Origin of the sequence: Nonomuraea sp. JJY05 (assembly GCF_043496855.1) — a bacterium.
Lineage (GTDB): Bacteria > Actinomycetota > Actinomycetes > Streptosporangiales > Streptosporangiaceae > Nonomuraea.
This window is the reverse complement of sequence record NZ_JBIEIS010000027.1, coordinates 1-13192: the sequence shown is the minus strand read 5'-3', so window position 1 is coordinate 13192 and position 13192 is coordinate 1. Positions and strand designations below refer to the sequence as shown.

Annotated in this window: 9 protein-coding genes; 4 read left to right on the top strand and 5 right to left on the bottom strand. The window is 71.4% G+C overall.

Annotated elements, in window-relative coordinates:
- The first annotated feature begins 8 nt into the window (after positions 1 to 8).
- Positions 9 to 404 carry a hypothetical protein gene (locus ACFKCF_RS35835; protein WP_394499727.1) on the top strand — a complete coding sequence of 132 codons (396 nt, stop codon included), beginning with the start codon at positions 9 to 11 and terminating at the stop codon, positions 402 to 404.
- A 124-nt stretch (positions 405 to 528) separates the two neighbouring features.
- Entirely contained in the window at positions 529 to 1275 is a 747-nt protein-coding gene (locus ACFKCF_RS35830) for a pentapeptide repeat-containing protein (RefSeq protein WP_394499726.1), read from the top strand.
- 563 nt (positions 1276 to 1838) lie between these two features.
- Here the strand turns inward: ACFKCF_RS35830 and ACFKCF_RS35825 are convergent.
- The 5 genes from ACFKCF_RS35825 to ACFKCF_RS35805 form a co-directional block, all read right to left on the bottom strand.
- Complete coding sequence (locus ACFKCF_RS35825; protein WP_394499725.1) at positions 1839 to 5642, bottom strand: caspase family protein; 3804 nt, start codon at positions 5640 to 5642, stop codon at positions 1839 to 1841.
- A complete protein-coding gene (locus ACFKCF_RS35820) occupies positions 5635 to 6072 on the bottom strand; it encodes a hypothetical protein (RefSeq protein ID WP_394499724.1) in 438 nt (145 codons plus the stop codon). Before ACFKCF_RS35820 ends, ACFKCF_RS35825 begins: the two co-directional genes overlap by 8 nt.
- Before the next feature lie 524 nt (positions 6073 to 6596).
- Positions 6597 to 6926: a transposase gene (locus ACFKCF_RS35815; protein WP_394499890.1), complete on the bottom strand. Its 330-nt coding sequence runs from the start codon at positions 6924 to 6926 to the stop codon at positions 6597 to 6599.
- 6 nt (positions 6927 to 6932) lie between these two features.
- Positions 6933 to 7202 carry a hypothetical protein gene (locus ACFKCF_RS35810; RefSeq protein ID WP_394499723.1) on the bottom strand — a complete coding sequence of 90 codons (270 nt, stop codon included), beginning with the start codon at positions 7200 to 7202 and terminating at the stop codon, positions 6933 to 6935.
- Complete coding sequence (locus ACFKCF_RS35805) at positions 7127 to 7291, bottom strand: winged helix-turn-helix domain-containing protein (protein ID WP_394499889.1); 165 nt, start codon at positions 7289 to 7291, stop codon at positions 7127 to 7129. The genes ACFKCF_RS35810 and ACFKCF_RS35805 overlap by 76 nt, the downstream gene beginning before the upstream one ends.
- A gap of 476 nt (positions 7292 to 7767) precedes the next feature.
- Between ACFKCF_RS35805 and ACFKCF_RS35800 the strand changes: the two genes are divergently transcribed.
- Positions 7768 to 8442, top strand: coding sequence for a hypothetical protein (locus ACFKCF_RS35800; protein WP_394499722.1), 675 nt, complete (start codon positions 7768 to 7770; stop codon positions 8440 to 8442).
- The coding region (locus ACFKCF_RS35795) for a hypothetical protein (protein WP_394499721.1) at positions 8439 to 13192 on the top strand (4754 nt) is incomplete at its 3' end. The genes ACFKCF_RS35800 and ACFKCF_RS35795, both read left to right, overlap by 4 nt.

Below are 13192 nucleotides of genomic sequence, written 5' to 3'. Positions count from 1 at the left end.
GTCAACTCATGCAGGCCGAAGCACTCGGGGTGTTCGAGGCCACACTCTGGGGCCTGGCTGGCGGCATGGCCGCCGCGCTGGTCTCGCTGACCGCCGCCATCAAAGCTGCGGGCTACCGCTGGCCCTGGCGGCGCAAGAACGACACCGACCGGGAAGCGCGCGAGCGCTTCTGGGCCCGCATGGTGGTGCTTGGTGGCTGCCTGCTGCTCGGCGTGCTCGTCGCCGCCGCCGCCCATGGGCAGATGAGCGGCCCCTGGCCGGCCTTCCTGCTCGGCGTGGGCGCCGAGGCTAGCGTTCGCGGCATCCTGGCCGGGGTCGAGGTGTCGGTGCGCAAAGTGGAGGACGCGGCCCCCGGCCTGCCCGAGCAGGCGGAGGGAGGCGAGCAGCATGCGAACCCGGCCTGACACCGCGCTAGCCAGGCTGGCCCAGGCGGTCCGGCCGCGCCGCCCGTGGCTGCGGGTGACCGTCTCACCCTGGTGGGCGCGGGTCCTCATCGCCGCTGGTGCCCGCCCGGCGTCCGCTGACGTTATGACCGTTGCCTACTCCGCGCCCCTGATCAGCCCAGGCCAGAACCTGCGCGATGCCAACCTGCGTGGCGCGAACCTGAACGGCGCGAACCTGACCCGCGTGGACCTGAGCGGCGCGGACCTGACCGTTGCGACCCTGATCGGTGCGATTCTGAATGATGCGAACCTGACCCGCGCGCGCCTGCCCGGCGCGCGCCTGTCCGGCGCGGATCTGAGTGGCGCGACCCTGATCGGTGCGGTTCTGGATCATGCGAACCTGACCCGCGCGCGCCTGCCCGGCGCGGACCTGAGCCGTGCGACCCTGATCGGTGCGGTTCTGGATCATGCGAACCTGACCCGCGCGCGCCTGCCCGGCGCGGACCTGCCCGGTGCGACCCTGACCCGCGCAAATCTGAGCGGCGCGGACCTGCTCAGCGCCGTGCTGCAGGCCACGGATCTGTCCGGCGCGGATCTGAGTGGCGCGACCCTGAGCGGCGCGGACCTGCGCCACGCGGACCTGACCGGCGCGGACCTGACCGTTGTGAACCTACGCGGTGCAAACCTGAGGCACGCGGACCTGACCGGCGCCGTGCTGCACGGCGCTGACCTGGACGGCGCGCTCCTGGGTGGTGTGGTGTGGGTTGAGGAGACGCGGTGGCCCACAGGCGGCTGGTCGGAACGCATGCGCAGGGCCTCCGAGCGGTTGCCAGACGGTCGGTGGCGGGTCCGGGCGGAGGAGGTTCCTGAGGACGCTCTGGCACCCATCTGATCCGCGGATTTCGGGGCTCATGATCGCTTGAGGGTTCGGTTGTTCTCGCTGGTCAATGATTGGCAGGAGTGCCGCTTCGACAAGGGGTGCAGTCAGAGGTTGAGTGGCAGCGGCTCGCCGTGGGTCGTTGCGGCGGAGTTGGACGAGCCGGGGGTGTTCGAGTCGGTTGAGGGGGAAGGCGCGGCGGGAGGCGATGCGCCGGCACCTGGCCGTGCGGGCGCTCACGCAGTCGTACCTGTGGTTGGCGCCGCCCAAGCCGGACGGGTCAAGGCGTTGGTGTGACTTGGATCACTTGGCGACGTGATTCTTGGATCGCTATTTGTCGTGATGGAGCCACACATTGACAGGGAGCCACAGAGACTTCCATAGGGTTTGACCTGTGGTGATAGAGCGCTCCGCGCAGTGGTCGGCGGCATCGACGAACTCGACCCGGACGCCTTGCTCTCCCTCTTCAAGGTGCTGGAGCGGCCATTCGCGAGTGACGGGAGACGTCGCTGACCGGCCCTCCGATCCATGATCCCGCCCCAACGCTGTGCCGATCCCGCCGGCGACCCGGGAACAGCTCACCGCCCGAGCACCGGCGCGCACACCGGTTCGTACGGCTCCGGAAGGTCGTAGTCCCGCCATTCTGTCGCGGTGAGGGATCGGGCCGCCGCCTTACAGGCTGAGGCGAATAGATCGCGGTCGGCAGGAAGCGCAACATTCCACAGGCGAATGGTCTTGTCCTGGCTGGTGGTGGCGAGGGTGCGGCCGTCGGGGCTGAACGCCACCCCCTCCACGATGTCGGTGTGGCCGGTCAGGGGGGCGCCGAGTTGGCGGTGGGTGCCCACGTCCCACAGGCGAACGGTCTTGTCCCAACTGGTGGTGGCAAGGATGCGGCCGTCGGGGCTGAACGCCACTCCCTTCACGGTGTCGGTGTGGCCGGTCAGGGGGGCGCCGAGTTGGCGGTGGGTGCTCACGTCCCACAGGCGAACGGTATCGTCGCCGGTGACGGCGAGGGTGCGGCCGTCTGGGCTGAACGCCACCCCGATCACGTCGTCGGTGTGGCCGGTCAGGGGGGCGCCGAGTTGGCGGTGGGTGCTCACGTCCCACAGGCGAATGGTCTTGTCCCAACTGGTGGTGGCGAGGGTGTGGCCGTTCGGGCTGAACGCCACCCCGATCACGTGGCTGGTGTGGCCGGTTAGGGGGGCGCCGAGTGGGCGGTGGGTGTCCACGTCCCACAGGCGAACGGTCTTGTCGTCGCCGACGGAGGCGAGGGTGCGGCCGTCTGGGCTGAACGCCACCCCCTCCACGATGTCGGTGTGGCCGGTCAGCGGGGCGCCGAGTGGGCGGTGGGTGCCTACATCCCACAGGCGAACGGTCTTGTCGTCGCCGACGGAGGCGAGGGTGCGGCCGTCTGGGCTGAACGCCACTCCCTCCACGTAGCCAGTGTGGCCGGTCAGGGGGGCGCCGAGTTGGCGGTGGGTGTCCACGTCCCACAGGCGAACGGTCTTGTCCCGGCTAGCGGTGGCGAGGGTGCGCCCGTCCGGGCTGAACGCCACCCCGAACACGTCGTTGGTGTCGCCGGTCAGAGCCCCGTACAGGTCGTTGGTGTCGCCGGTTAGAGGGGCGCCGAGTTGGCGGTGGGTGCTCACGTCCCACAGGCGAACGGTATCGTCGCCGGCGGTGGCGAGGGTGCGGCCGTCTGGGCTGAACGCCACCTCGATGACGTAGCTGGTGTGGCCGGTTAGAGGGGCGCCGAGTTGGCGGTGGGTGCTCACGTCCCACAGGCGAACGGTCTTGTCCCGGCTAGCGGTGGCGAGCGTGCGACCGTCCGGGCTGAACGCCACTCCGAACACGGTGTCGGTGTGGCCGGTCAGCGGGGGGCCGAGTGGGCGGTGGGTGCTCACGTCCCACAGGCGAACGGTATCGTCGCCGGCGGTGGCGAGAGTGCGGCCGTCCGGGCTGAACGCCACCCCGAACACGGCGCCGGCATGGCCGGTGAGAACGCCTCGTCCGGAAACGGTCAGTACGGTGAGCAGGGCATGGCGGGCGTCATCAGTGGGGGCGAAGTGCCAGCTGGTGGCGGCCAGCACTTGCGCCAGAGTGGAGTTGCTGGCAGCAACACTCTCGCTTTGTGTCGCGAGCTGACGGGAGAGGGCTTCCCGGCTGTTGGATTCAGCCAGGGCCTGCTGGATGCTGGCGCTCTTGGCGGCGATAACGGCCGCTGCCGCTCCCCCCAGTGACGCGATCATCAAAGTGGCCAAGGCGATGATGGTGATCCGGCGGCGCCGGGTGAGGCGCTGTGTCGCATGCTCGCTCGCGCGCAAGAAGGCGTTGACGCTGTGGCTCTGGGCGGGGTGGTGGGCGGGATTGTCGTGCCAGCGCCGGCGTGCGGCGCTGATGGCTTGCAGGCGGGCCTGGTCATACAGGTAGCCGGTTTGGTGATGGTGGCGCTCCCAGCGGGCGGCGTCATCGGACAGTTGCTGCGCCGCCAACAGGTCGGCGCGGCCGGTATCGATCCAGGATCGTAGCTGGGGCCAGGCGCGGATGAGTGCTTCGTGAACGAGTTGGATCGTGTCCTCATCGACCGTCACCAGCCGGGCTCGGGCGAACGCATCAAGCACCCTCGTGGTGGCGAGATCGCCCTCGGCGGTGTCTGTGGTCGGGCGGAGTTCGGTCAAGGCGACGGTACGACGAGTGTCCTCGGTGCCCTCGCCCAAATGCACCAGCTGCAGGAGCAAGCGGCGGGCGACCTGCTGGTCATCCTCGGTCAGGTCATTGAGGGTGTCGTCGGCGGTCTTGGCCAGGGCCTTGGTGATACCGCCGGTGGCGCGGTACCCAGCCAGAGTGAGTCGGCCGTTGTCGCGGCGCTGCCACGTGGCCAGCAGGGCGTGAGACAACAACGGCAACGGCGCACTGAACGTCCCGGCGGTATCGCCCGTGCTGACAGCGTCGGCGCCCAGATCCTGCAACAGAGTGTCGACCAGCCCTTCCTCCAAGATCAGGCCAGTCAGCCGGGCGGGCTGTTCGATCACCTCTCGCAGTTGGTCGCCGGATAGTGGACTGACCACTATCGGATGTTCCAGCGCGCCAGTGAGTTGAGGGTAGGGAGTGCAGTGACCGAAGAAGTCCGCACGCACTCCCAGCACCACCCGTATGCGCCGCCAGGCCACGGCCAGGGCTGCGATGAAGGCCGCGCGCTGGGCGGGCTGGGTGCACTGAGTGAACAGCTCCTCGAACTGGTCCACCACGATGACCGTGTGAGCCGGCAGCTTCGCCGCCAGCTCCTCGAACGGCCGTGTCGTATCTTTCGAGGCCTCGTCAATGCGGTCGTGCGGGCCGACGAGGTCGTAAAGGTTGTCGCGGAGGCGTTCCAGGGGGGCGTCGCCGGGGGTGAGCAGCAGGCAGCGCGCCAAACCCAGTTCGGGGATCAGCCCCGCCTGCAGGAGCGAGGACTTGCCGGACCCGGACGGGCCGGTGACCAGCACCGGCATCCCCTCAGCAGCGTTCACCCGCTGCTTCACGATGTCGGTAAGGTCCTTGCGGCCGAAGAAGAAGGCCGCGTCCTGCACACCGTAGGAATGCAATCCCAGGTAGGGGCTGTGCTGGCCGGGGGCGGCTGCGGGCACCGGCGAGGGGCGTGCGGTGGGTGGCCGGTAGGCGTGGTTGATCACCAGCGGACGGCGCCCGTGAGCGTCGGCGGCCTGACGTCGCGGCACCGGCAGGCGACGCTCGGACAAGATACGGGTCAAGCTGGCGTGCACATCATCCAGCGACAGCAGTGACGGCCCGAGGGGATCACCTCGGGCGAGCACGTCGATCAGCGCGCCAGAGAACGCGGTGCGCAGGTCGCCTGGAACAGCCCAAGCCCTCTCGTCCCTGCTGGTGGCGGTCAGCAGGTAGCTGTCGGGCCAGCCGGTGGCCCGTCCCGCCCAGCAGCAGTCCAAGATCACCACGCTCAGGCGGGCCCGCGCCTGGGACAGCAGCTCACGCACCTGGGCGAACGGCAGCGCCTGATAGACAGCCGACCCCCGCCCCAAGTCCACGGTCGCCTGGGTGGCCAGATACAGCCCGCCATCGGGGCCCAGCAGGCCATGACCGGCGTAGTAGAACAACGCCACTTCGTCGGACCGCTCGGCCACGCTGGCGAGCGCGTCGGCCAGTTCGGCCGGGTCGCGGGGGTCCGGCAGGCAGGTCAGATGCCGGCGATCCAGTCCGGCGTGCTGCACCACGGCGGCAGCCAGGTCGCGCATGCTGGCGGCGGCGGCCGGCACATCCCCGATCACCGCCCCCGCAACTGGGTGGCGGCTCGATCCGACCAGCAGGGCACGCACCCCCGGCCCGGACAGCAACCCCGCGGGCAGACCAATCGCTGGTTCAGCCACCCGGTGTCTCCTCTGGCGCCGGCAAGGGCCGCTCGTTGTTCAGCGCCGTTTCGATCTGCGCCGTCACCGCACGGGTCTGCTCGGCGTTCAACGTCTTGATCCGGGTAGCGCTCACCTGTACTTCGGTCCCATCCGGCCGCTTGACCGTGATCTTCACATCGCTCGTGCGGTACCGCAGCCAGGCGATCACCACCCCGGCCACCACCGCCACCGGAGCACCGGCGAGAACCTGCACAGCCTCGGCCACCGGACCCAGCGCCCCGGTCGGTGGCGGGCTCTCCACCAGGCGGACCCCGCCTCGCAGTTCCGGCTCCTGGCGCATCCAGGCATGCAGGTCCCGCACCTCGGCTGGCGTGTTCGCCGTCACCAGCGGTCCCTTTCGCTGCCCGCCTGACTCGTCGACCGCGCTGTCCTGCGGAATGCCTGTCACCGAACCTCCTCGTCATCTGCTGCCGTGAAAGGAGACGTCGTGCCACCCCACCAGATGATGACGAAACACGGCAAGCCACACACCCGGAATGGCTGTTATGCCTCGCCGTACTTATCTATCGCTGTAACTTGGGTCGCTTGGTGAGGTGATTGTGGAGGCCATCAATGCAACTGGCTTTGGCAACACCCTCGGCTACTCATTGAAATGTCCGGATCCAAACGCCTCACCCGATACCCTCACTGAGGTTCACCAGGACAACCATGTCCGCCGACACTCATCCGCTCGTACGCGGCGTCCTCGGCGCCGTCCAGGTCGTAGACCCATCACCAGGTCAGCGCGACCATGAGTGAGATTCCAGGTGTTGCTGGTGCCAGCCGTCAACCCACAAGGCAACACCAGCCTGAAGGGCTGTTCCTACTTCAGGCATTCGCCTGGCAGGGGGCAATGGCTCTTTACGCAACCACCGTTCCCAGCCCATCCTCTCCCCGCGACCGCGACAAATAAAGAGTTTGAAAGGTCAGGGTTCATGGCGGGCCGTTGGTGAGGGTCAGGCCGGTGTGCGTGACGAAAGCGCCGAGCAGGCTGGACCGGTACTGCATCCGCTTGAGCCGGGTGCGGATCAGCGCGGCGAGCTGATCGAGAGTGGCGGGGGCGAGATTGCCCAGGCTGCGTTTGAGATGGGACCAGACGCCCTCGGTGGGGTTGAGTTCCGGCGCGTAGGAGGGCAGATAGAACACCGTCAGCCACGGACGGCCCTCGATCAGGCGGCGCATCAGCGCGTCTCGATGAGCGGTCAGGTCGTCCCAGACCAGCACGATCGGGCCGCCGAGTTGCCGGTGAGCGGCATCGAGCAGGCGCGCTTAGTCGACCTCGCGAAAGCCTTTCTGCTCGCCGCGGCGACCGCGATACAGCAGCATGCGGTAGATCAGGCGAGTGCGCTGGCCGGGCTTGAGACAGATCAGCCCGGCCAGCGAGACACGTCCGGAGCCCTTGCCGGAGACGGTGACGACCGGGGTGTGGCCCTGGCGGGACCAGGTACGGGCCTTGGGCGGCCTCAGCGATTGGCCTGCTTCGTCCTCGAAGCAGATCCACGCGTCCTGGTCCCGCGCCGTTGTTCCACGGTCGGCCACGTCTCCTTGATCCACGTGGCCACCGCTGCCTCGTCCCGCTCGGCGGCCCGGCGTTGGGGCGCCTGCGGGCTCCAGCCGAGCCGGTGCAGCAGATAGGAGGTGCCACGCAGGGTGTGTGCGGCACCTGTCCCGGCCGGAGCGGGAATCCGCTATTCGCTTCGTTATCGGTGTAATACACCCGGAGATCGGGATGGGCGGCAGTGTCCTGCCCGAATCACTCACGCGGGTAGGCCCCCGACTGGCCGCCGTCCCACAGCCTTGCCCGGCGCCAGGTGAGCTACCCGGTCGACCAGACCAGATCGCTGACGACCTGCCTGCCGTCCTCGGAACTCTCTCCGAAGCGACCCGCCCCGCGACCATCCGCTCCCGTCCGCACCACGGCTCCACTGCGAGTCCAGGCCAGCCGGTACGGCAAGCGCTATGCACCATCCGGCAACCGCGCCGATGCGATCGTCCCGTTTCCAAGGTCAACCGCCCGGCGTCAGTCCGCATGCGGCCAGCCCCGAGGTCTTCGCCCGCCTAGGGTTCGACGGTAAAATCAGGTCTCACTCCTGAGGAGCGGGATATGACGGTGCCATGGTCGGCCGCAGGTCCTGCGGGAGCCGTCGGTGACTCGTGGTCGTATCGGGACCTGGAGTTCGCCCCGCTCCCGTCGTCGTGTCGCGGGCTGCTGGCGGAGCTCCGGGCCTCCGCGGATCCGCCGCCTCCCGGCGGGTACGCGCCGGGCCAGGTGGGATCGCCGCTCAAGGTGGCGGAGGAGTTGTTCGGCTGCCTGTTCCGCGCCGCCTTGGCGCGGGGCGAGCACGAGCACGGCTGGTTCGTCTGGCAGGACCTCGACAACGAGTTGGCGGTGCACGCGGAGGAATGCAGGGTCGCGGTCCTGGAGGGGCTGATCCTGGTCGGGCTGCGGACGTTCTGCGACCAGATCCCCCGGACCGGTAGCGCCGACGTCGAACTCGTCGTCCCGTTCGCCGTGGGCACGCCTCAGCGACCGGCCGGTCTGGTGGCCGTCGCCGAGACGGCCGCCCGAGGCCCCTCGCTGCTGGTCGGGATCTGGGGCGAGACCGCCGTGGCCGCCTCGTGGCAGGCGCTGGTCGCGGTGTGGCGTTACGTGGCGGCGCTGGCGGGCGAGGACCAGAACTGCCGCCCGCTGCTGCCGGGAGCGGTCTACGCCAGCCCCGGAATGCTCATAGTGGTGCCCCAGGCCATCCACGCTATCGACCGTGAGGTGGGCGCATGACCGATTCGCCACCACCCCAGTTACTCCAGCTCGCGCTGGCCCTGGGCATCGTCAGGCTCGAACCGGCGGAGCCAGCCCCGCGAGCCGTCGTCGATCAGGCGTTCTTCGCCGACCCCGGCCGACATCTCGGCGCGCTGCTGGCCGATCCGGTACGCCGCCAGGCGGCCTTGGACCTCGCCGCGGCACTGCTCGGGACGGCACGGGAGGTGGCTCCCCCCGGATCGGCGGCGACGTGGATCCCGCTGACGGGGGTCGGCGGGGACGCGGGCGCCCTCTTCCTCGTCGTCGAGGCCTCCGGCGAGGAGGTGACGCTGGCGATCGCCGGGCGGGCCACGCTGCGCGCCGGTGAGACGCGCTGCTCGGCGACGGTCGCCGTGCCGATGCTGGCGGTCGGTCAGGGTGGCGGCCGGCTCCTGCTCGGGACGGACGCCGGGGGCATCGAGCTGACCGTGGCCGTCGACCTGCCCGAGACGTCGGCCGAACCCGCGCTGGGCGGCCTGGGCCTTGCCGTACACCTGCCCACCTCCGGCGACGCCCCGCCGCGTCTGCTCGTCAGGCTGCGCGAGCTGCGGCTGCCGGGCAGCCCGGCGCGGGATGTCGTCCTGGGGGACGGCGACCTGCCCGGCGAAGCCGGCGAGCTGATAAAGGTGATCGCCGACCTCGGGCTCGGGCTGCTGCAGACCAGGGCCGGGCTCGATCCCGCGACCGCAGGCCGGCTCCGGCCGCTGCTGACGATGCTCGGCCTCGGCGACACCTCGATGATCCCGCCGCTGCCGCTGGCGGAGATCCCCAGGGCCGGGCCGGTAGTCCTGGCCGACTGGGTCAGGGCGGTGTTCGTCCCCAAACCCGGCGACCCCGTCCCACCGCTTCCCGCCCGCGCCTGGTTGGCGGCCCTGGCCGAGCTCCTGGATCTGCCTCCGCAGGCGCCGGTGCCCGGCGACGGCACGCCCGGTTCGCCCTACCTGCTCCGCCTCTCCCCGCTGCCCGGGGTGACCGCCGACCTCCGGCTGGTCGTCGAGGCTGCCGACGACGCGCTGCTCCTGCGGCTCGGTCTCGGCGTATGGGCGGAGATCTCGGCTGCCGTCTCGGTCCACGCCGACGCCGATCTCGTGTCCCTGCGCCTGGGCCGTGACCCCGGCCTCGACTGGCTGCCTGGCGCCAAGGTGAGCGCCCGGCTCAGCGGCGGGAACGGTCCACTGCTGCGGCGGCCGGACGCCCCCGCCCGGGCGAGCCTGGCAGTGGACGCCCTGTCGGCCGGCTTCCGGCTGGACGGCGACCGCCGGGTGGCGCTGGTGCTGGAGGCCGAGGGCGTCGTCCTGGCCGGGAACCCGTATCCACGTCTCGACCTGTCCAGCGTGGAGGCCCTGACCGACGCCGCGGCGAAGGTCAGCACTGACGCGCTTGCCGACGTGCTGGCCGAGCTCTTCGCAGCCGCTGGAGGCGGGGACGGCGAGCGCCGCGCTGCCGCGCTCCTGGCCCTGCTGGCGCTGCGGGCGCCCGACGCCGGCTGGCCCATCCCGCTGCCCCCGATCACCGAGGTGGTCAGCGATCCCGTCGGCGCGCTGTCGCGCTATCACGCCGGAGCGCTCCTCGACGGCACCTGGGGCCTGCTCGCTGCCGAGCTGGCGACGCTCATCGGCGCACCCGCACCGGCGGGGGCCGGAACCGCCGCCGACCCCTGGGTGCTCGTTCCCCTCGGCACGGCGGAGCTCCCGGGCGCGCTCACCCTGCTGGTGTGGCGGTCCGGCGACGACGACCTGCCCGCTCTCCAGTTTGGAGTACGGCTCGCGCAGCCGTCCCTGGCGATAGTGGGCGGGACCGTCGTGCTCGCCGGCACGCTGGAGCTCGCCCGCCTTACCCTGCCCCCGTCGGCGATCCCGTCCGTGCGGATCTTGACTGCGGCGAGCCTCGGCCTCTCGCTGGGCGACGACCTCTCCCTCGATGCTGGGCCCATGCGCCTCACCGTCGGCGAGCTCGGGATCTCCACCGGCTGGCGGCAGGGGGAGGGATGGTCGGCCCGCGCGAGGATCACCAGGGGCAGCGCCGAGATCGACGGGACGGCGGTCCCGTTCCCCGACCCCTGGGAGTTCGGGACCGGGCAACCCCTGCTCCCGCCGGACCCGGATTCACCCATGTGGACGGTTCTGACCCGCCTGGCCGGGATCGCGCTCCTGCGGACCGTCACCGGCGCAGGACCGGCCGGTTTCCTCGATTCGCGAGCGCTGGCGGCGGGCCTGCTGGGCTGGCTGTCCTTCGACGGACGGCTGCGTGTGGACTCGGCGGACGCCGGCATCGACCTGTCGGATCTCGCCGCGGGCTGGCCCGCTCTGTCTCTCCCCATGCTCGCAAACGACCCGCTCGGCGCCCTGCGGTCCTGGCTCGCCGCCGTGCTGGACGGCGAGAACGATCTCAGTCTCGCCGCGATCGCCCTGCTCCGGCATGTGACCGCCGGTGACTCTGGTTTGGACCTCCAGGTCGCGGGAGCGGGCACGTACGTCGATCCGTGGTCGTTGCCGATCGGCGACACCGGCGCGGCGGCCCTGCTGTGGCTGGATCCGGACGGCCCCAGCCTGGCCGGGCTGTCCGGCGTGCTCGACGGGCTCCTCCCGGCCGATCTGGCGGAGGCCGTTGCCGGTACGGCTCCGCTGCCCGGCCCGGATCGCCTCATCGAGATCCTGCACCACGTCGCCCGCTTCGACGTGGAGCTTCGCGACCTGCTCGACGGCCGCGACGGCCTCGCCGCAGCGCTCGGCGAACTGCTGGACAGCGCGGGCGGGGGCGACGGGATCCTCCCGGCCTCCGCGCAGGTCATGCCCGGCTCCATGATCGCCCCGGTGGAGCTGACCGGCACGCATCTGGCGGCCCCCGGCGGCTTCGTCCTGAGCGACCACCTGCCCGCCGCCGACCCCTCCCGCACCCTCTACGCGCTGGCGGACCTGCCGGGCGTGAGCCCGTGGCCCGGGCAGCCCGCCGCGACCGGTGCCCGGCTCCTGGACCTGCGCACACCGGGCCTGGCCGCCGATTCCTTCGATCTCGGCGGCCTGGCTGCCAGCGGGCCCTGGTACGTGCTGCTCCCCGCCACGGAGGAGTCGACGGCACGGCTCAGGCGAACCGTCGCCGAGCTCCGGCAACTGACCGGTCGCGCCGTCCACCTGGTGGCGCACTCGCTGGCGGTCCGGCCCGCCGCCCGGATCTGGGCCGAGGGCGGCGCGGCCCAGCTCGTGACGCTGGCAGGCCCTCTGTCCTCCGCCCCGGCCGCCGGTCCGCTGGAGGCGCTGGGACGAAGCGAGATCCGCGACGCCTTCCGGCTGCTCCAGGCCCTGGTGGCCCGGGTGCCGGAGACCACGGTCCTGCGTGAGCTCTGCACCGTCTGGGCGACCGTGCTGGGCGACGCGACATCGGGGAGCAGGCCCAGGCCGTTCCCCGTCGCGGCGTTCGCCCCGGCCCCGGCGGTCTCGCCCGCCCAGGGGACGAATCCGCCACTGACCGTCATCTCCGCCCTCTCCGCTGACGCGCTGCGCCTGGAACTGGCAAGTCTGGTGGCGGCCGTGTGCGGGCAGATCCGCCGGCGGCTTCCTGGCGGCTCGGCGGCACCCGCCCGCCAGCCGGTCAGCAGCCTGGGCCTCGGGCTCTCCCTGGCCCGTACGGCAGGCGAGGCGATCTCCTGCCGGAGCACCACGCGCCTCGACCTCATCCGGATCGAGCTGGTGGCGGGGGCCGCCTCGCTCGGCCCGGTCCTCCCCCGAGTCCAGACGCACCTGTCGATCGGGCGCCCGGACGGCTGGCTGGCCGATCCCGGTCCGGGCTCCCCTAGCACGGCCAGGCTGCGCCGGGTGGACCTCGCCGTTACCGCCGGAAGCGGCGGCGAGGCCGCCGAGGTGTCGATTGTCCTGCATGACGCGGCGTTGGACGGGGTGACCCGCGGGCGCGTGCGGATCTCCGGCGGAGCCCTCGACGCGGCCTCGCGCAGCTTCCTCGGCCTGCTGGCCACGGCGCTCTCGCCGCGACCTCCGGGTGGCCCTGCCCGCGACCTGGTCGATCTCCTGGTCGCCCTCGGCGTGGCCCAGGTCGCCTCCGACGGCGGAGTCGTCTTCCTCGCAGATCCGCTGGAACGCCTGCTCACCGATCCCGGTCCCGCCCTGGACGCCGTCCTGCTCACCGGCGACGCCGGGCGTGAGCCCCTGCGGCGGCTGCTCCGGCTGTCGGGGACGGCTGACTCGCTGGTCTCGTTCGCGGCGGCGGGCGTCACGGTCCGGTCCGACACTCCGGCAGCTCTCACCGTGGCCACCGGCGAGGCCGGGTTGCCGATCGCTGATGTGGCGACGCTGCACGCGCGGCTCACCGTCTCCGGTGAGCGCCCGCCTGAGGTGGCTGCGCTGCTGCGGTGCGGCGGGGTCGAGGCGGAGCTGCTGCCCACACCCGACCCGCCCGCTCTCGCCCGCCTCATCTTGCTGGTCACCGCTGGCGAGGTCGCCCGGTGGGGGCTCCAGCATCTCCGCGATCAGGGCGTCACGGTCGATCCGCTGCTCGACGCGGTCGGCCTGCTCGCCCATCCCCGGTCGTCGCCGAACCGGGCCCTGCCCTCCTCGGTACGCAATCCGGCCGCGCTGCTCACCAACCCCGGCAGGCTGCTGGCCGACCAGTTGGGCGCCGACGCGCCGGGCGAGCCGTTCCGCCTGGCGCCGGGCAAGCTCCTGGCGCTGATCACCTCGGTGGCGCAGCTGGCCGGGGCCCCCGGCGGGCCCGGCGG

Bases quoted from the DNA above. Each gene is read 5' to 3' on its own strand.
- ACFKCF_RS35835 (WP_394499727.1), top strand. From the start codon at position 9: ATGCAGGCCGAAGCACTCGGGGTGTTCGAGGCCACACTCTGGGGCCTG.
- ACFKCF_RS35830 (WP_394499726.1), top strand. From the start codon at position 529: ATGACCGTTGCCTACTCCGCGCCCCTGATCAGCCCAGGCCAGAACCTG.
- ACFKCF_RS35800 (WP_394499722.1), top strand. From the start codon at position 7,768: ATGACGGTGCCATGGTCGGCCGCAGGTCCTGCGGGAGCCGTCGGTGAC.